Annotated in this window: 15 protein-coding genes; 8 read left to right on the top strand and 7 right to left on the bottom strand. The window is 70.1% G+C overall.

All coding sequences use genetic code 11. From position 1 onward, the window contains the following. The first annotated feature begins 22 nt into the window (after positions 1-22). A complete protein-coding gene (locus MRBLWO14_RS02635) occupies positions 23-946 on the top strand; it encodes a MoxR family ATPase (protein ID WP_341936143.1) in 924 nt (307 codons plus the stop codon). Continuing rightward, the gene (locus tag MRBLWO14_RS02640) at positions 947-2,254 is read left to right on the top strand and encodes a DUF58 domain-containing protein (RefSeq protein WP_341934927.1); all 1,308 of its coding nucleotides are present in this window, start codon (positions 947-949) and stop codon (positions 2,252-2,254) included. 30 nt (positions 2,255-2,284) lie between these two features. Here the strand turns inward: MRBLWO14_RS02640 and MRBLWO14_RS02645 are convergent, their stop codons facing one another. After that, positions 2,285-3,277 (bottom strand): stage II sporulation protein M, encoded by a 993-nt coding sequence (locus tag MRBLWO14_RS02645; protein ID WP_341936144.1) that lies wholly within the window; start codon positions 3,275-3,277, stop codon positions 2,285-2,287. Between the two features lie 16 nt (positions 3,278-3,293). On the opposite strand from MRBLWO14_RS02645, the gene MRBLWO14_RS02650 reads away from it, so the two are divergent. After that, the gene (locus MRBLWO14_RS02650) at positions 3,294-4,103 is read left to right on the top strand and encodes an RDD family protein (RefSeq protein ID WP_341934928.1); all 810 of its coding nucleotides are present in this window, start codon (positions 3,294-3,296) and stop codon (positions 4,101-4,103) included. Here the strand turns inward: MRBLWO14_RS02650 and MRBLWO14_RS02655 are convergent. Next, positions 4,100-4,306, bottom strand: coding sequence for a DUF3499 family protein (locus MRBLWO14_RS02655; protein ID WP_096714759.1), 207 nt, complete (start codon positions 4,304-4,306; stop codon positions 4,100-4,102). The genes MRBLWO14_RS02650 and MRBLWO14_RS02655 overlap by 4 nt on opposite strands. A 74-nt stretch (positions 4,307-4,380) precedes the next feature. Here MRBLWO14_RS02655 and MRBLWO14_RS02660 point away from each other — a divergent pair, with 74 nt between their 5' ends. Next, on the top strand, positions 4,381-4,806 hold the full coding sequence (locus MRBLWO14_RS02660; RefSeq protein WP_341934929.1) for a hypothetical protein: 426 nt from the start codon (positions 4,381-4,383) through the stop codon (positions 4,804-4,806). A 37-nt stretch (positions 4,807-4,843) separates the two neighbouring features. On the opposite strand, the gene MRBLWO14_RS02665 is transcribed toward MRBLWO14_RS02660, so the two are convergent. The 4 genes from MRBLWO14_RS02665 to manA all read right to left on the bottom strand — a co-directional run bounded on the left by MRBLWO14_RS02665 (position 4,844) and on the right by manA (position 11,056). Beyond that, positions 4,844-6,223, bottom strand: coding sequence for a DUF5719 family protein (locus MRBLWO14_RS02665; protein WP_341934930.1), 1,380 nt, complete (start codon positions 6,221-6,223; stop codon positions 4,844-4,846). Next, positions 6,220-9,366 carry a glycosyltransferase gene (locus MRBLWO14_RS02670; protein WP_341934931.1) on the bottom strand — a complete coding sequence of 1,049 codons (3,147 nt, stop codon included), beginning with the start codon at positions 9,364-9,366 and terminating at the stop codon, positions 6,220-6,222. Before MRBLWO14_RS02670 ends, MRBLWO14_RS02665 begins: the two co-directional genes overlap by 4 nt. 71 nt (positions 9,367-9,437) lie before the next feature. Beyond that, positions 9,438-9,755 (bottom strand): WhiB family transcriptional regulator, encoded by a 318-nt coding sequence (locus MRBLWO14_RS02675; protein WP_144877231.1) that lies wholly within the window; start codon positions 9,753-9,755, stop codon positions 9,438-9,440. A gap of 158 nt (positions 9,756-9,913) precedes the next feature. Next, positions 9,914-11,056: a mannose-6-phosphate isomerase, class I gene (gene manA, locus MRBLWO14_RS02680; RefSeq protein WP_341934932.1), complete on the bottom strand. Its 1,143-nt coding sequence runs from the start codon at positions 11,054-11,056 to the stop codon at positions 9,914-9,916. 107 nt (positions 11,057-11,163) lie between these two features. Here manA and MRBLWO14_RS02685 point away from each other — a divergent pair, with 107 nt between their 5' ends. Together MRBLWO14_RS02685 and MRBLWO14_RS02690 are read left to right on the top strand one after the other, a co-directional pair. Beyond that, positions 11,164-12,579, top strand: a complete 1,416-nt coding sequence (locus MRBLWO14_RS02685) for an O-antigen ligase family protein (protein WP_341934933.1) — start codon at positions 11,164-11,166, stop codon at positions 12,577-12,579. After that, positions 12,576-13,874 (top strand): O-antigen ligase family protein, encoded by a 1,299-nt coding sequence (locus MRBLWO14_RS02690; RefSeq protein ID WP_341934934.1) that lies wholly within the window; start codon positions 12,576-12,578, stop codon positions 13,872-13,874. The genes MRBLWO14_RS02685 and MRBLWO14_RS02690 overlap by 4 nt, the downstream gene beginning before the upstream one ends. Before the next feature lie 2 nt (positions 13,875-13,876). Here MRBLWO14_RS02690 and galE read toward each other — a convergent pair whose 3' ends face one another. Continuing rightward, complete coding sequence (gene galE, locus MRBLWO14_RS02695) at positions 13,877-14,866, bottom strand: UDP-glucose 4-epimerase GalE (protein ID WP_341934935.1); 990 nt, start codon at positions 14,864-14,866, stop codon at positions 13,877-13,879. A 151-nt stretch (positions 14,867-15,017) separates the two neighbouring features. Here galE and MRBLWO14_RS02700 point away from each other — a divergent pair, with 151 nt between their 5' ends. Both MRBLWO14_RS02700 and MRBLWO14_RS02705 read left to right on the top strand, forming a co-directional pair. Further along, positions 15,018-16,928 carry a glycosyltransferase gene (locus MRBLWO14_RS02700; protein ID WP_341934936.1) on the top strand — a complete coding sequence of 637 codons (1,911 nt, stop codon included), beginning with the start codon at positions 15,018-15,020 and terminating at the stop codon, positions 16,926-16,928. Next, entirely contained in the window at positions 16,925-17,887 is a 963-nt protein-coding gene (locus MRBLWO14_RS02705) for a glycosyltransferase family 2 protein (protein ID WP_341934937.1), read from the top strand. The genes MRBLWO14_RS02700 and MRBLWO14_RS02705 overlap by 4 nt, the downstream gene beginning before the upstream one ends. Position 17,888 lies beyond the last annotated feature (1 nt).

The raw sequence follows: 17,888 nt of genomic DNA on the forward strand, positions 1-17,888 counted from the left end.
CGACGCGGACCTGCGTCAGGCGATGCACCGCGTCAGGACCGAGGTCGACAAGGCCGTCGTCGGCCAGGCCGGAACCGTGACCGGCCTCCTGGTCGCCCTCCTCGCTCGCGGACACGTGCTCCTGGAGGGTGTGCCGGGCGTCGCGAAGACCCTGGTCGTGCGTTCTTTCGCACGCTCACTCGGCCTGGACACCAAGCGGGTGCAGTTCACTCCCGATCTCATGCCGGGCGACGTCACGGGCTCGCTCGTGTACGACGCCCGCACCGGGGAGTTCGACTTCCGCGCGGGGCCCGTCTTCACGAACATCCTGCTCGCCGACGAGATCAACCGCACGCCGCCGAAGACGCAGGCGGCGCTTCTCGAGGCGATGGAGGAGCGCCAGGTCTCGGCGGACGGCACGAGCAGGCCGCTGCCCGATCCGTTCCTCGTCGCGGCGACCCAGAACCCGATCGAGCACGAGGGCACGTACTCGCTGCCCGAGGCGCAGCTCGACCGGTTCCTCATGAAGCTGGTCGTCGGGATGCCGGAGCGCGACGCCGAGGTCTCGGTGCTGCGCAAGCACGCGTCGGGCTTCTCGCCGCGGGAGCTGACCGGTGTGGAGGCCGTCGTGGATGCCGCGGTGATCCGCGCGGCGCAGGATGCCGCTGCTCGCGTCGAAGTGACCAATGACGTGCTCGGGTATGTCGTCGACCTCGCGAGGGCCACGCGGCAGTCGCCCTCGGTCGAGTTGGGAGCGAGCCCCCGTGCGTCCACGGGTCTGCTGGCCGCAGCGAAGGCCTGGGCCTGGCTCAACGCATCGTCCGCCGTGACGCCCGACCACATCCAGACGATGCTCGTCCCGGTGTGGCGCCACCGCCTGCAGCTACGACCCGATGCGCAGATGGAGGGCGTGTCCGCCGACGCCGTCCTCACCTCCGTGGTGCAGCAGACCAGGGTGCCGATCTAGGTGTTCGTCACCGGTCGTCTCGCACTCGCGGTGGGCGTCGGGATCGTTCCCGTCGTCCTCACGGGTCTCGTGGGGTATCCCGCCTATGCCGCGCTCGGCATCTGGAGCGCGGCATGCGTGCTGCTCACGGCGCTCGACGTCATGCTGGCTCCCAGCCCGCGTGCGGTCACCGCGACCCGCCGAGTGCCGAACCGCACGCGCATCGGCGAACTCGTGCCGGTCAGCGTGGCGCTGCAGAACACGGGCTCTCGCACCCTGCACGCGCTGATCCGCGACGCCTGGCAGCCCACGGCCGGCGCGGACGGCACCAGGCAGCGCCTCGAGGTCCCGCCCGGCGAGCGACGCCGCGTCGAGATCCCGCTCCTCCCCCGCCGAAGAGGCGAGCTCGTGAGCGAGTTCGTCATGGTGCGCTCGCGCGGACCGCTCGGCCTCGCGGGTCGCCAGGCTCGCCACCGCGTACGCGGGGCGATCCGCGTGCTGCCGGCGTTCTCCTCCCGCAAGCATCTGCCGTCGCGGCTGGCGCGTCTGCGCGAGCTCGACGGCAACACCAGCATCCAGGTCCGCGGTCAGGGCACCGAGTTCGACTCCCTCCGCGAGTACGTCCGCGGCGATGACGTGCGTTCGATCGACTGGCGCGCCACCGCGCGCGCGGGCACCACCATGCTGCGCACCTGGCGTCCCGAGCGCGACCGCCACGTGGTCATCATCATCGACACCGGACGGACCGCTGCGGCGCGCGTCGGAGACGGCACACGCGTCGACGCCTCGCTGGAGGCCGCGCTGCTGCTCGCCGCCCTCGCGGCGCGAGCAGGCGACCACGTGCACCTGCTCATGTACGACCGTGTGGTGCGGGCCAGGGTCACCGGCGTGGAGGGCGCAGCCCTGCTCCCCGCTCTGACCGATGCGATGGCCCCGGTCCACGCTCGACTCGTCGACACCGACTGGCCGAGCGCGTTCGCCGCGGTGCGCACGCTCACGACGCGCCCCTCGCTCATCGTCGTGCTCACGGCGCAGGATGCCGCGGAATCCGCCAGAGGCTTCCTCGGCGCCTTCCCCGACGCGACCCGCGCCACCTCGATCCTCGTCGGCTCGGTGACGGACGACGGGATCGCCGACCTCGCCAGACAGCGTGGGAGCCGCGAGGAGGTCTACGTCGCGGCCGCCGCCGAGAAGACGATGCGCGAGGCCGAGAACGTCGCGGACGCGATCCGCAGGGCGGGTGGGGAGGCGATCGCCGCCGACCCGGAGTCCTTGCCGCCGCGTATCGCCGATCGCTACCTCGAACTCAAGGCCGCGGGTCGGCTCTGACGCGAGACCGAGCGAGGGCGCGAGCCGACGTCAGCCGGCGACGAGCCGCGGGGTGCCCGCCTCGTACTCGACGAGGTCGCCGGTCTCGCCGCGCAGGTACGCGCGACGGCCGATCACGAGCATGTAGATCAGGAACACCGCGAGCGCTGCGACCCCGATGCCGATTTTCACCGGCCACGGCAGCGCCCAGCCCGTGACGAACCCCTCGACGAGACCCGCGAGGAACAGGGCGAACACGAGTCCGATCGCGACGGTGGCGAGCGATCGGCCCTCCGCGGCGAGCGACTCGCCGCGCGACCGGTTGCCCGGCGCGACCCATGACCAGAACAGGTGCAGACCGCCGGCTGCGGCGACGAAGATGCAGGTCATCTCGAGCAGACCGTGCGGAAGGATGTACAGCGCCATCACATCGGCGCGGCCGTGCGCGGCCATGACCGCGCCGGAGATGCCGAGCCCGATGGCGTTCTGCACCAGGGCGTTCACTGGCCAGATTCCGGTGACCCCGAACAGCACGCACTGCAGCGCGATCCACGCGTTGTTCGTCCACACCATCCCCATGAAGACCGCGGCGGGGTTCTCGGTGTAGTAGCCGGTGAAGCTCTCGTCGGCGTACTGGGCGAGCAGGTCGGGCGGGCCGAGCGTCGCGATCAGTGCGGGATCGGAGGAGATCCAGACGGCGGCCCCGACCACGACGGCGATGAACGCCACGGCGATCACGAGCGTGGTCCACCGCAGGCGGTAGAGGGCGGCGGGCAGCTGCAGCGAGAAGAAGCGAGCGATCTGGGTGAGGATGCTGTCGGAGGCACCCGTCAGGCGCAGCCGGGCCCGCACGAGGATGGTCGAGAGGTACGACCCCTGCGGCGACTCCCCCACCGACGTCTTCAACTCGGCGAGATCGGCGGATGCCGCTCGGTAGCGCACGATGAGCTCGTCGACGCCGGCTCCGTCCAGGCGCTCGCGGCTCAGCCGGTCGAGCCGCTCCCACTCGGCGCGGCGTGCATCGGTCAGCGCATCGGCATCCACCTGATTTACTGTACTCATGTCCGCGCCGCTCGATACGTCCGACGAGGTGCTCTCCGGGGAGGCCGTCGCGATCGACGTGCAGCCGATCGGCTTCGTGCTGCGTGCCGCCGGCGCCATCATCGACATGCTCGTCAGCCTCGGCGTCTTCCTGCTGTGGATCTTCCTGCGCATCTGGCTGGTCAACGCCGGGATCCTCGACGAGGCCACGGACCGTATCGCGACCGTGAGCGCACTCGTCGTGAGCTTCGTCGTCCTGCCGATCACGATGGAGATGGCGCTCAAGGGACGCAGTCTGGGAAAGCTCGCGGTCGGCGGGCGCATCGTGCGCATCGACGGCGGCGCCCCGGGCTTCCGGCACGCGTTCATCCGCGCCCTGCTGGGCGTCCTCGAGATCTACATGACCCTCGGCAGCGTCGCTGTGCTCGCCGGTGCGTTCAGCGCGCGATCGCAGCGCCTGGGCGACATGGTCGCCGGGACATACAGCCAGCGCGTGCGCACGCCCAAGCTGGTCCCGTCCGTTCCCGTGCTGCCGCCGTCTCTCGCGGGGTGGGCGCAGATCGCCGACGTCGCTCGACTGCCGGACCGCCTCGCCCGCCGCATCTCGCAGTTCCTGCAGAGCGCGCCCCGCATGGTCCCCGCTGCGCGGCTCCGCGTGGCGCACGACCTGCTCGCCGAGGCGTCGCCGTTCATCTCCCCGCTCCCGCCGGTCTCACCCGAAGAGGTGCTCATCGGCGTCACCGTGCTCCGCCGCGAGCGGGAGCGGCGGGCGCTGGAGAACGCCGACCGCAGGGCCGAGCGTCTGACGGGACGGCGCGTCGGGGTCTAGGCGCGCAGAGCCTCGTGCCGCACCACGAGCCATCCGGCAGGGACCGAGAGACGGTCGGCGTGCGGGGCGCAGAGGTCGTGGGCGTGCGGGTGGTTCGCGATGCCGAGCGGACCGAGCGCGGCCATCTGGTCGCCGTAGTCGTAGGTGAGCGTCGCCACGGCTTCACGCGCGCAGCCGACCTTCGAGCAGAGTCTTCCGTCCATCACCGTCAGGTTACGTCTGGGAGTCGCCGGGGGCTCGACGCCGCGCCGCACTCGGTTCGCCCTAGACTTTCGCTATGCCCCGCAGGTCCCGCATGTCCGCCTCTCCTCGGCGCGGCGCACGTCACGGTCGACACGGTCGCCTCGGTCGCAGCGAGGTCGTCCGCCCGCCGCTTGCTCCCCTCGACGGCCGCATCGACCGGTTCGACCTGACCGTCGGCACTGCCGTGGAATTCCTCCGCGGCACCTGGCCCGAGCTGCAGGACGTACGCTTCGAGATCGGCGCGATGCCGGCGTTCGACGGCGGCGAGGAAGTGCCCCGGTGGTACCTCGACCGCGAGAACCGCCGGATCGTGCTGTTCCGTCTCCCCATCGAGCGGCTGCTGCCCCCTGGCCACGATGACAACGCGCACCGGCGCATGGCGATCGAGAGCGCGGTGTTCCGTGCCGCGGCCGAGTACGTCGGGCGCGAACCCTGGGACCTCGGCGGCCACGACCACTGACGCGACCACGGATGCGGGGCTGCGGAGCCCCGCGGCGTCACGGGTAGACGGTGATCGTCTGCTGCGCCCCGGCCTCGGGCCATACGGGCCAGCCGGCGAGCGCACCGGCCGCGGTCATCCGCACGGAGGCGTGGACGGGACCGGAGGTGCTCAGCGAATACGACGTGCGGGGGTCGACCTCGAACGAGGCGGATGATCCGGCGGGCACGGTGACCGTCGACGGCTCGCCGCCCGGAACGGCGATCTCGACCACGGCATCTTCGTCCTCGTCGTTCGCGAGCACGAGGCGTGGTGCGGGGCCCTCGGGGATCGAGACGATGACCTCGTCGTCGAACTCCGGAGCGGGGAGCAGCCATGCGAAGTCCGTCTGCGGCCCGGAGCCGTCCTGCTCGCGGATACCCGCGAGCACGGGCGCCTCCGCCTCGATGTCGACGACGTACTCTCCGACCGGGACAGAGGCCAGAGAGATCTCCGTCGGCTGATCGGCCGCGAGCGTGACGGGGAGCTCCGTGGCCGCCGAGGACTCGCCGACCCTCCGCATCGTGACAACGACGTCCGTGTCGACGTCGGGCGACATCAGGCGCAGCACCGCCATCTCGCTGCCGTCGGCAGGCGCCTGGAGCACCTGGACGCCCGGGATCACGGGATGCCGCTGCGGCGCCGACACCGCGTCCTGCAGGTCGACTCCCGCCGGATCGAGGGTGCGGGTGAGCGAGGACTGCAGCACAGCGCGCACCGGCGATCCCGTGGCGGTCACCTTGACGATCGGGATCTCCGAGCCGCTCGCGATCGACGACAGCGGCAGCGCCGCCTGGGTGCCCGCGGGCACGATGACGGAGGTGGAGGCTCGGACCGTGCCGAAGACCGACAGGGAGACGGTGCTGGGGACGGCGCCGGGGTTGGTGAGGACGACGACGTCCTTCGCGCCGGTCTCGACGGTGCCGCCGACCAGCCAGGACTCGCTGCTCGCAGGGCGGCAGGGAGCGGCGGCGAACCCGAAGAGGTCGTCCTCCGCCAGCGTGAAGGATTCGGCTCCGGCGATGAGCGGAGGCGTGCGGTCCTGCACTTCGCCGACGAGGCGACGCACCTCGCCCGCGCCGACGAGGTCGTCGGCGGTGATCGACGTGGACTCCGGGGTGCCCGCCGTTCCGCCGCTCGTGAAGCGCGGTGATCCCGCCGACACCATCTCCAGCGAGTTCAGAGGGTCACGGCCGAGCGCGCGGAAGTCCCCGTTGCACACCAGCACAGCGTCGCCGGGCAACGGGGTGACGTCGGCCTGCGCCGGCTCATGGGTGATCGTGGGCAGGGTGGCCGAGACCGCGAGCACGGTGCAGGCGACGCAGGCCGCCGCGACGAGAGCGCCGGTGATCACGCGAGCGCTGGTCGCCGCCACGCGGAAGGCTCGGTTGCCGGTCATCGCCTGCCCTCCTCGGGGTCGGTGTCGCTCTCGGGACGCGGAGCGCGCTCGCTCGGACGCTCGAGGTCCTGGTCCGTGGTGGAGTCGTCGCGCGGACCGTCGTCGACGGTCGGATCGGCAGGATCGAGCGGATCGGCAGGATCGGCCGGATCGGCCGGATCGGCCGGATCGGCGGCCGCGTGAGCGTCGGCATCCGCCTCTCCTTCCGATTCGACTGATTCTTCCGCTGCCGAAGTCCTCTCGTCAGCCAGGTCGCCGGCGACCTGCTCGGCGTGCTCGGAGAGCTCGTCGTGCTCGGAAGCCTCCCTGTCCTCCGCGTGACGAGGCAGCACCAGTCGCTCCTCGGGCGCGAGCCCGACGATGCGAGGGGTCGCGCGCGCGGCGCGGCGGGAGGCCCGGGTGGGGATCGAGAGGAGCAGGGCGGCGAACAGGAGCACGAGCTGCACCGTGACGACGAGACGGGCCGTCGCCTCCTGCCCCGTGGAGAGCGTCGCGCGCGGGGCGGCATCCGCTTCGAGCCGGTAGAGGACGCCGCGATCGGTCGTTCCCGCCTGCACGAAACCGGCGCGCTGATCGAGTGCGGTGATCGCCGCAGTCCCGAGCGTCCTGGCGCGGTCGGACTGGTCGTCCGCCACCGAGGCGAGGAGCACGTACGAGATCCCGAGGTCGCCGAGTTGTGCCGCGGCGTCGAAGTCGCGCGCGGAGAGCAGATCGACAGACAGCGTGGTGATGTCGCGCCCGAGGGGCTCGGTCGCGGTGGAGAGCATCGTGGTCTGCGCACCCAGGGTCTCACTGGCGCCCCAGGCCACCTCGGCGGCCAGCCCGCCCTCGTCGCGCGGGGTGAGCACGAGTGTTCCGACCGGGCTGTCCTCACCGGCCTGAGCCGCGACGTAGGCGGGCAGGGTCGATGCGGGTCCGTCGGTGAGCGCCGTGCGGCCCGTGTGGAAGGCGGCGAGAGCCGGCACCGCGCACACGGCGACGGCGAGACCGGCGACAGCCGCGCCGATGACGCGGAGTCGGGGCAGCGAGACCGCGCTGTCGAGCGTCACGAGCGCCGCGCCGAGCACACCGAGCCAGGCGAGGCTCAGACCGTTGCCGGGCCAGATCGCGACGGGAGTGCCCTGGGCGAACGAGACGGCGATGCCGACCGCGAGGAAGGCCGTCGCGAGTCCACTCGCGGCCACGACCAGGAGGGTGATCCCGACGCGCCACCGCGGAGAGACCGCCGCGATCAGCGCGAGGAGCGCGAGCGGTGCGAACAGCATCCCGATCCAGGGGGCCAGGCCAGGCCCGAGGATGTCCGCCCAGCCACCGAGGTCCGCGGAGGGGAATCCCGAAGCGAGAGCGAGGCGACCTGCCTGATCGGCGGCGACCTGAGGTCCGGCCCAGATCAGGCCGGGGTCGCCGAGCAGGGCGATGACGCTCCCGTGACGGAGCTGCCAGACGACCAGGGGTGCGAAGAGCGCTGCGCTGGGCACGAGCACCCACAGCAGGCGGATCGCGCCGCGCACGCGGGCGCCCGCCAGGCTGATGCCGACGGCGATGACCCACAGCAGCAGCAGCGCGGGGACGAGCGAGGGCGCGCAGGCGGTGACTCCCGCGAAGAGGAGGGAGGCGGCTCCCGCGGCTCCCCACGACCGGTGCGAAACCACCGCCGCGTGGAAGAGCCAGGGCAGCAGCAGGTGCACGAGCACGCCGGTGGGCCGGCCGTCGACGAGAGCGGCGAGGAAGGTGGGGGCGAGCGCCCACACGATGCCGGCGAGGATGCGGAGGCCCGCGCGATCCGTGACGCGAGTCGCCGCGAACCACGCGCCGAGCACGGCGAGAGGGAGTGCGAGCACCCACAGGAGCACGAGGGCGAAGGATGGGCCGGCCGGCCACAGCGAACCGAGCACCGCGATCACCCCGGCGAAGGGATCGGCAGGCCCCACGACGTCGACGCCGAGACCGCGGATGCCCCAGGCCGCGTCGGCCCAGAGAGCCGCGACCGTCGTGCGCAGGGGCAGCAGCGCGCCTCCACCGAGGACCGGCCACGCGAGCAGGGAGGTGAACGTGGCGACGCTGACCACCAGGGCCGCAAGAACCGCCCACGCTCCCCCGCCGGAGAAGAAACGCAGTTCGTTGGCGACGCCGCGTTCGCTGCCGTGCCCGTCGTCCAGACGGCGGCGGAGGTCCGCCCGGCTGACACGGAGCGGCGCGATGCTGGACCAGGTGGAGGTGCGGAACTCGCGGATGCGCTGGCGCGAACGCGCCACGGCGCCCAGCCTCGCCATCGCGGTCGCCGCCGCTCCCCACTCCGGGGCCACGGCTTCGGGGCGCTTGCCGATGAGATGCGTGATGGAGCGCCACAGCGCGAGAGGCAGCAGCGTCAGCCAGTGCAGCGGGACAACGGCCGCCGGCGCGTAGGCGAGGCGACGGTGCAGCTGCGCGAGCCTCTGCGCGAAGGCTCGCCGGCCTCGGCCCGTCGGGAGCGCGGCAGGGCCGTCGGGTGACACCGAGAGGCGGGCCGAGGGCGCCAGCACCACCCGGCCGCCGCCGAGGCGAGCGCGGACTCCGAGATCGAGTCCCTCGTCGGCGCCCCCGAGTGCGCGATCCGGACGCAGGGCGTCCCGCACCTGGGAGCGGATGAGCATCCCGCGGATGTCGGCGCCGAGGACGTCGTCCCGGCCGTCGTGCTGTCCCTGATCGAGCTCGCCCGCGGCGAGCTCGACGGAGCGTCCGAGGCTCGTCATGCTCACGCCGAGTGAGACGATCTCGCGGTCGTTGTCGGTCTCCACCAGTTTCGGCGCGGCGATGGCGGCCGACGGCGACCGCTCGAGCGTGCCGACGAGTCGCTCCAGAGCCCGCGGGTGCGGGGCGGTGTCGTGCGCGAGGAGCCAGACCGCGCTGCCCTCCGGGATCCGCGGCCTCGCCAGGTCGACCGCATCCGCGAAGGACGTGCTCGTGCGGGCCTCGATGACCCCCTCGACCAGCTCACCGACGGTCGCGCTCTCCCGTGCAGTCGTCGCGTCGCCGCACATCACCAGCGTGATCGCCGCCGGCGCGACGGTCTGTGAACGCAGAGCGTCCAGCGTGTGCAGCAGCTGCGCGCGGGCGGACGAACCGGGGCGCGCGACGATGATGGCATGAACTCGGGCTGGCATGACGTCGTCAGCCTATGCGGGCTCGCCACTCGCCGGATGCAGTGCGCGCGGCGTGGCCCGAAGCCCGGCCGTCAGCTCGCGCGACGCTTGAGCTTGCGGCGCTCGCGCTCGGACAGTCCACCCCAGATGCCGAAGCGCTCATCGTTGTTGAGCGCGTATTCGAGGCATTCGCCGCGCACGTCGCACGAGGTGCAGATGCGCTTCGCGTCGCGGGTCGATCCGCCCTTCTCGGGGAAGAAGGCCTCCGGATCGGTCTGCGAGCACAGAGCATCGGTCTGCCACGCGAGCGCGTTGTCGTCGTCGGCCTCGACCTTGCGCACCCCGGGAACGCCGAGGTTGACCGGGTCGACGAACCAGTTGTCCGGCACGTCCGAACGGTATCCCGTCATCTCGATCTCCAACCCTGTATTCCGCCCCCTCGGCGGGCCGTGCACCACTAATTACACCCGTGTGATTCGCATCGGTCAAGTCGCGGATCGTAAACCCTCAATGATGTCTTGAAGGTTCATCCGGGCCCTTCGGCGTGTCGCTCCGGCGTGTCGCGAGGTCAGCGCGCGTCCGCTGCGGTGCCGGGCGTCGCGATGAACGCCTCTCCGGATCCGGTCAGGGTCACGCACCCTTCCTCGGCATCGGCGTAGACGACCGTGCCGACCGGCACCGCGCGCCGTCCGCCGTCGGCGCCCGTCACGGCGACATCGCCGGCCGTCGCGAGCACCATCGTCGGGCCGTTCACCGGCACCTCGACGGCATCGCCCGACAGTGCGGCGCGCTGGAGCGCGAAGTCCTCGACCGGCACCTCGTAGGTCGTGAGGGCGCCGCTCGCCGACGGTCGCAGCACCGGGACCTCCCCGGCCGTCGTGTCGAGGATCGACAGCAGCTCCTGGACGTCGATGCGCTTGGGCGTCAGCCCCCCGCGCAGCACGTTGTCGCTCGCCGCCATGATCTCGACGCCGAGGCCGGAGATGTAGGCGTGCAGAAGTCCCGCCCGCAGGAAGACGCCCTCGCCCCGGCGCAGCACGACGTGGTTCATGAGGAGCGCCACGACCACGCCCGGGTCACCGGGGTAGGTCGACGAGATGGCCGACACAGCCCGCAACGTGTCCGCCCACTCCCCCGTCGCCGACCCGGCCGCCGTGCGCACCGCCGCGATGACGTCGTCGACCTCGCTCTGCGCGTCGCCGGAGAGCAGCCAGCCGATCGTCTCGCGGAGGACGTCGCCCTCGCCGGAGAGATGGTCGACGAGCGAGCCCACACCCGCGCCGCCGTTCAGCTCGGCGAGCAGCCGCAGGGTGTCGGGTACCTCACGCAGCCCGCTCAGCGACTCGAAGCGATCGCTCAGCGCGACGATGAGCTCCGGCTTGTGGTTGTCGTCGCGGTAGTTGCGCCGCGGGTCGTCCAGTGCGAGCTCGGACTCGCGGTTCCATCCGGCGCGCGCCTGGGCGATGGTCGGATGCACCTGGATCGACAGCGGCGACGCGGCCGCGAGCAGCTTGAGCAGGTAAGGCAGGGAACCACCCGTGACGGAGTCGAGCGTTCCGCCCTCCTCGACGTCGGCGGGGTCGCCGGGGTGGTCCCCGAACCAGACCTCGGCCTCCGGCTGAGCCGCGGGCTCGCGACCCTCGAGGTCGGCGAGAAGAGTGGTGGATCCCCAGGCGTAGTCGCGGGGCACGTTCGTCAGGCTGAGCAGCATGTGACCAGGGTAGGGCGAGCGGCGTTCGGGGAGCGACTCGATGACACGGCACGGGAGCGCGCGGTGCATCCGGTCGGCGTTCGGGTGCGCGCGGTAGCCTGATCCCGATGGCGCAGTACACGAAGCATCCGGTCTCCGCTCCGCCCCGCGCACCGGAACGCGAGTCGACGGGGCATCTGCTGCTGCGCGGTTACATCATCCTCGTGCTGTTCGCCACGTTCGCGCATTCGGCGGTCTACAACCTCCTCGGCGAACTGGGCGCAGGCGTCGTCCTCGCCGCATTCGTCGTCGTCACGCTCGCGATCGGCATCCCGATGGTGTCCCGCCGCCGCCCGCAGTCCTTCGCGTGGCGCCGTCTGCCGTGGGCCGCGACGGCCTACACGGTGCTCGCTCTCGTGTCCGTGGCGTGGTCGCAGTGGCGCGGTGCCACCCTCCTCACGTGGGCTCTGCTCGCCGGAGTCACCGTGAACGCCCTCTTCATCGTGCACGTGCTGAGCTGGAGCGAGATCGTGCGCGCCCTCGCATCCGCGTTCAAGTGGATCCTCGGACTGTCTCTCGCGATCGAGCTGTGGGTCGCTCTCGTCGTGCACGGGCCGATCCTGCCGAACTTCTTCGTCCGGCCGGACGGCGAGGTGAACGCGCACTGGTACTGGGTCCGCGGCAACCTGTTCGACGGCGAACGCATCCAGGGCATCGTCGGCAACTCGAATCTGCTGGCGATCATCAGCCTGTTCGCCCTCATCACCTTCGGGATCCGGTTCGCGGCGCGAGCCAGGTGGCGCACGACGCTCGCCCTCTGGTCGCTGCTGGCGGCGTACTTCCTCGTCAGAGCAGGATCGGCGACCGCGTACGCGTGCGCCGCGGCGGCCCTCGTCGTCCTCGTGGTCGCGCTGCTCATGCGTCGCACCACGACCCCCGGAGCACGCACCCGCCTCTACGTCATCTTCATCGGCGGCGCCGTCGTGCTCGCGGGCGCCGTCTGGCTGCTCCGCGGTCCGCTGCTCTCGGTGCTCGGTCGGAGCGCCGATCTCACCGGCCGCTCCGACAAGATCTGGGAGAAGGTGCTCGAGCGGATCTCTCAGCATCCGCTCTTCGGCAACGGCTTCTCCAGCCCGTGGGTGCCGTTCGACCCGGCGTTCGACGAGTGGATCGTCGACCACGGGATCACGGTCTTCCACGCGCACAACATGTGGCTCGACGTCCTCATGCAGCTCGGCGTTCTCGGTCTCGTTCTGATGGCCCTCGCCTATCTGAGCCTGCTCTGGCGCTCCTGGTTCTTCGCGGTCGACCGTCCGCGCTGGGACCTCACGGCCGACCGCGAGTACTCGCCGCTCACCCTGCTCCCCAGCCTCTTCACCGTCGTGCTGCTCGTGCAGGGCCTCACCGAGTCCACGCCGATCATGCTCTGGGGCTGGATGCTGCTGGTCATGCTCAGCTTCAAGATCAAATCCGTCCCGCTCGTCGGCGTCGGCGAACGCGACCGCGTGATCGAGCGCGGCGAGAGAGCACGGCGGGTTCCGTGACGCCCGAACGGCGTCTCGCCGACCTGCTCGGATCCGCGGAGTTCGCCAGGGCTTTCACGATCGCGGTTCTCGCCGCGGTGTTCGGCTCTTTCACGATCGAGCGCCTCACATCGACGGTCACGCTGGCGACCGTCATCGCCGTCCTCTGCGGTGTGGGAGCGAGCGTGCTCTGGGTCCGGCGCGCAGAGCTCTCCCCTCTGCGCCTGGCCCCCTCGTCGCTCGTCGCCTTCCTCGCGTGGGCGCTGGTGAGTCTGGTCTGGACCGCTGACAAGTCCGACACCGCCTTCGGCTGGATGGCCCTCTTCGGCTTCGCCTTCCTCGCGATCGCGGTCGGGCACGTGCGCGACACCCTCCAGACGGTCCGAGCCCTCGGCGACACGCTGCGCATCCTGCTGGTGCTGTCGCTCGCGATGGAGATCCTCTCCGGAATCCTGCTCGACATGCCGTTCGGATTCCTCGGCATCCAGGGGAACCTCGCCCTCGGCGGTCCTGTGCAGGGGCTCTTCGGCAGCCGCAACATGCTGGGTTTCGTCGCGGTCATCGCGCTCATCACCTTCGTGATCGAGTGGCGCTCCCAGTCCGTCACCGCGCCGCTCGCGATCCCGTCGATCGCGCTCGCGGCACTGCTCGCGTTCCTGTCGTCCTCCCCCACCGTGATCGTCCTCGCCGTGGCCGTCGGGGTGAGCACGGTCGCGCTCGTGATCGTGCGGCACACGCCGCGCGAGCGCCGCGGCGTCGTGCAGTGGGTGCTCAGTGTGCTCGTCGTCATCGCCCTCGTCGCGGCCTTCATCCTGCGGCACGCGATCATCCGCCTGCTCGACGCCGGCTCGGACTTCTCGATCCGCGCGACCCTGTGGAACACGATCCTCGACTTCGTCTCGCTCAAGCCGATCCAGGGGTGGGGCTGGTTCGGGCCGTGGGCACGGGGCGAGTTCCCCTTCACGTACATCAACTTCCTCCTCGACGACCGGCATCAGAGCGCACTGAACGCCTACTTCGACGTGATGCTCCAGCTCGGCTGGGCGGGCCTCGTGCTCTTCCTGCTGCTCGGCGGCGTCGCGATGGTCCGCTCCTGGCTGGTCGCGAGCGCGCGCCGCTCGGTCGTCTACGCGTGGACGCCGCTCATGCTGGTGACCCTTGCCGTCGACTCGATGTTCGAGAGCTTCACCCTCGAAGGCGCCGGGTGGTTCCTGCTCGTGCTCTGCGCGCTGCGCGCCGGCCAGTCACGGTCGTGGCGCGAGAACATCGACGCGGCGCACACGGGCGCGATCCCCACACTGCATCCCGAGCGGTGACGTCAGCGCCCGGTGTTCATGCGCTCAGCCCAGGCGATCGCGTCGCGGACTCCGTCCTCGACGGTGCGCTCTGCCCGCCAATTCAAGATCTCAGCCGCGAGGCCCACGATCGCGTACGCACCCGCCTGGTCTCCCGGCCGCCGGGGAGCGTCGATGGCGGTGACGGACTCCCCCGTCACCTTCTCCACAGCGGCGACGAGCTCTCTGACCGTCACGCCGTCGCCGCGTCCGATATTGATGACGCGGTAAGGGCGACTCTGGCTCGTGACCTGGTCGAAGCGCTCGACGGCTGCGACGTGCGCGAGTGCGAGGTCCCAGACATGGATGTAATCCCGCAGACCCGACCCGTCACGAGTCGCCCAATCGGTTCCGGTGATGGCGAACTCCCGGCCCTCTCGGCGCGCGGTGAGGATCTTGCCGAGCACGTGCGAAGGAGTCGGGTTCTGTAGCCCTGTACGCAGCAGCGGGTCGGCCCCGATCGGGTTGAAGTAGCGAAGGGCGATGGCTCGGAGATCGCCCGCTTCGGCGGCGTCCTCCAGAATCTGCTCCACCATCGCCTTGGTCCTGGCATACGGGCTGGCGGGCGCCAGACGTCCGCTCTCATCGACTCCTCCGCCGCCCTCGCCCTCGTACACCGAAGCCGACGAGCTGAAGACGACCCGATCGATCCCCGCGTCGCGCAGTATCTGCAGCATCCGGACCGTCTTCCCGACATTCGCGTCGTAGTACGCGAGCGGGTCCGCGACGGACTCGGGAACCACCGTGCGGGCTGCGCAGTGGATCACCGCGTCGATGTCCGGATGCCTCTCGATGAGGGTTCCGAGAATGTCTGCATCGGCGATGTCGCCTACGAACAACTCACGCCCCTCGCCGAAGCGGCGAAGGCCGACCGAGAGGTCGTCCAGAAGCACGACGTCGTAGCCGGCTTCGATGCATGCGGTGGCGACGGTCGATCCGATGTACCCGGCGCCGCCGGTGATCAAGAGCTTCATCGGGCGCCAGTCTACAGAGGGGTTCGAAGCCCACACCTTCGGGACGCACCGGGAACGCCTGGCTTCGGGCGGTAGGCTACTCTCTGCTCGTCGAGTTCCCGTGCCTCTGTCTCTCCAGGGCGCGAGGCACCCAACATCGGAGATCCATCACGTGGCTTACGTCCTACAGAACGTCGTCTTCCCGCTCGACCGTGACCCCGACCTTCTGCCGCTCTATGTAGACCCCGAGACATGGTCGGTGATCGAGGACGAACCCGTCCGGGTCTCGAGCCGCGCGCAGCTCGGCAACATCCTCGGTCGTCACCGCGCGCGCATCGTCGCCGGCCGGCGGGTGTCCCTCGGAACCTACTTCAACGCCTTCCCGGCGTCGTACTGGCAGCACTGGACGAGCGTGAGAGAAGTGCGTCTCACCGTCCGCACGACGGGACCCGCGACGATCCTCGTCTATCGGTCGAACGGACGAGGTACACGTCAGCGCGTCGCGACGCGCGAGGTGGACGGCGAGTCCCGGACCACTTTCGACCTGGACCTCACGCAGTACAGCGACGGCGGCTGGATCTGGTTCGACGTCGTGGCCGACGAGAAGAGCGCCGTGATCGAAGGCGCCGAGTGGACGACCGAGCACGAACCGGCCCGTACCGGCAAAGCGTCGTTGGGCATCACGACCTACAACAAGCCGGATTACTGCGTCGAGACGCTTCGAGCGCTGGCGGCGTCCCCGGACGCGCTCGAGTTCGTCGATCGGATCTTCCTCGTCGACCAGGGCACGCAGCTCGTGGCGGATCAGGAGGGCTTCACCGAGGTCGCCGAGGCCCTCGGCGAGGCGCTTCAGGTGATCCGTCAGGCCAACCTCGGCGGGTCGGGCGGATTCGCCCGTGCCATGCACGAAACCCTCCAGCGTCCCGAGAGCGACTTCGTGCAGCTTCTGGACGACGACGTGCGACTCGAACCGGAGTCGCTGCGGAGATCAATCGTCTTCGGGCGCTACGCGACCACCCCCGTCCTGGTGGGCGGCCACATGTTCGATCTCCTCGACCGCCCGAAGCTGCACGGGTGGGCAGAGGTCGTCGACGAGGCGCCCTTCATGTGGCGCAACCTCTATCAGGAGAAGATGCCGCACGACTTCGGCACCGCGAACCTGCGCCAGTCCAGCCTTCTCCACATGCGGATGGACGCCGACTACAACGGGTGGTGGATGTGCCTCATCCCAACGGATGCGATCAAGAAGGTGGGGCTCGCCCTGCCCGCATTCATCAAGTGGGATGACGCGGAGTTCTGCCTGCGGGCCGGAGAAGCGGGCTACCCGACCGTCTCGATGCCGGGCGTCGCACTGTGGCACGTGTCATGGGTGAATAAGGACGACACGATCGACTGGCAGGCCTACTTCCATGCTCGGAACCGCATCGTGGCCGGCCTGCTGCACTCGAACGCGCCCCGCGGTGGGCGTCTGCTCACACACAGCAGACGAGTGGACCTGAAGCACCTGATGATGATGCAGTACTACCCGGTCGCGCTCCGCGCGCAGGCGCTGCGCGACGTACTCTCCGGCCCGGCGCACATGCGTCGCAATCTCGCGACAGCGATGCCTGCCGCTCGCTCGCGAGCGGCAGAGTTCCCGGAGACCGTCGTCCACCGCGACCCGACGACGGTGCTGCACGCGCGTCGAGGACGCCAGGTCTACAAGAGGTTGCGCAAGAACGAGTACGACAACCCGACGGGTCTGCGGTTGCGCTGGTTCACCCTCTCCACCCTTCTGTCTCACTGGCTGCACAAGCCGGACCCCGCCAACCTCGAGCAGCCCGAGGTGGAGTTCGGCAAGGAGGACGCCCACTGGTGGCGCGTCCCCGCCTTCGACAGCGCGCTCGTCAGTGCGGCGGACGGATCGGGCAAGAACATCTACACCCGCGATCGCGTGAAGTATCGGCGGATGCTGCGCGACACCATCCGTCTCCACGCGGAACTCAAGAGACGCTGGCCGGAGTTGCAGAGCGAATATCGCGCCCAGCTCCCGGAGCTGGTCTCGCCCGAGTCCTGGCGGAAGATCTTCGAGGAGAAGGCATGACCACGGCATCTGCTGCTTTCGACCCGGCGTCCGCCACGATCGTCATCGTCACGTACAACCGATCGCACCTCCTCACCGGACTCCTCGAGAGCATCACGGCGATGGATCCCAAGCCCGGGCACGTCGTGATCATCGACAACGCGTCATCCGACGACACGACGGAGGTCGTCGAGTCGTTCCGTCCGCGCGTCGGAACTGAGATCGTGTACCGCCGCCTCGAGACCAACACGGGCGGATCCGGCGGATTCAGCGAAGGGATGCGCACGGCGTACGAGCTCGGCTCCGAGTGGATCTGGATGATGGATGACGATGTCGAGGTGATGACGGACGGTCTTGCCAAGATGGGCAAGTGGGCGCCGCGCTTCAAGAGCATCCAAGGGCGCCGCTACGACTACGACGGCAGCGAGTTCTACTGGCAGTACCGCATAGCCGAGCGCATGGGCATCCCGATCCCGTTCGCCCCCTCGGGCTTCGACGCATCGGGCTTCAAGGAGATGAACAGCGGATGCTTCGAGGGGATGTTCATCCACCGCTCGATCGTCGCACAGATCGGCCTCCCCGACCCTCGTTTCTTCATCTACTGGGACGATCAGATGTACGGCTGGCTGGCCTCACGCAAGACCACGGCCGTGATAGTAGACGAGTTCGTGCTGCGGCGCACCCGCGAGATCAAGCAGTGGGACATGGGCATCCGCCACATGAACGCGTCGAGTAACGCGTACCGGTTCTACATCATGCGAAACCGCGCGTATCTCAAGCAGTACTACCGCGCTCACGACAACTACAACCCCGTGCTCTTCGGCCTGGGTACGGCGATGACCTTCGCCAAGGAGCTCATCCGCCTGTTCTTCGTCGAGCGCACCGTGCGCGGCACGAGCAACCTCTTCCGCGGGCTCAAGGAGGGCGGCCGCTTGGGTCGAGACCGCACCTGGCAGCCGATGGCTCCCCTGGAGGCGTGAC

It is taken from the genome of Microbacterium sp. LWO14-1.2, assembly GCF_038397715.1.
Taxonomy (GTDB): domain Bacteria; phylum Actinomycetota; class Actinomycetes; order Actinomycetales; family Microbacteriaceae; genus Microbacterium.

Bases quoted from the DNA above. Each gene is read 5' to 3' on its own strand.
- MRBLWO14_RS02635 (WP_341936143.1), top strand. From the start codon at position 23: ATGCACCGCGTCAGGACCGAGGTCGACAAGGCCGTCGTCGGCCAGGCC.
- MRBLWO14_RS02650 (WP_341934928.1), top strand. From the start codon at position 3,294: ATGTCCGCGCCGCTCGATACGTCCGACGAGGTGCTCTCCGGGGAGGCC.
- MRBLWO14_RS02655 (WP_096714759.1), bottom strand. From the start codon at position 4,306: ATGGACGGAAGACTCTGCTCGAAGGTCGGCTGCGCGCGTGAAGCCGTG.
- MRBLWO14_RS02660 (WP_341934929.1), top strand. From the start codon at position 4,381: ATGCCCCGCAGGTCCCGCATGTCCGCCTCTCCTCGGCGCGGCGCACGT.
- MRBLWO14_RS02665 (WP_341934930.1), bottom strand. From the start codon at position 6,223: ATGACCGGCAACCGAGCCTTCCGCGTGGCGGCGACCAGCGCTCGCGTG.
- MRBLWO14_RS02670 (WP_341934931.1), bottom strand. From the start codon at position 9,366: ATGCCAGCCCGAGTTCATGCCATCATCGTCGCGCGCCCCGGTTCGTCC.
- MRBLWO14_RS02675 (WP_144877231.1), bottom strand. From the start codon at position 9,755: ATGACGGGATACCGTTCGGACGTGCCGGACAACTGGTTCGTCGACCCG.
- manA (WP_341934932.1), bottom strand. From the start codon at position 11,056: ATGCTGCTCAGCCTGACGAACGTGCCCCGCGACTACGCCTGGGGATCC.
- MRBLWO14_RS02685 (WP_341934933.1), top strand. From the start codon at position 11,164: ATGGCGCAGTACACGAAGCATCCGGTCTCCGCTCCGCCCCGCGCACCG.
- galE (WP_341934935.1), bottom strand. From the start codon at position 14,866: ATGAAGCTCTTGATCACCGGCGGCGCCGGGTACATCGGATCGACCGTC.
- MRBLWO14_RS02705 (WP_341934937.1), top strand. From the start codon at position 16,925: ATGACCACGGCATCTGCTGCTTTCGACCCGGCGTCCGCCACGATCGTC.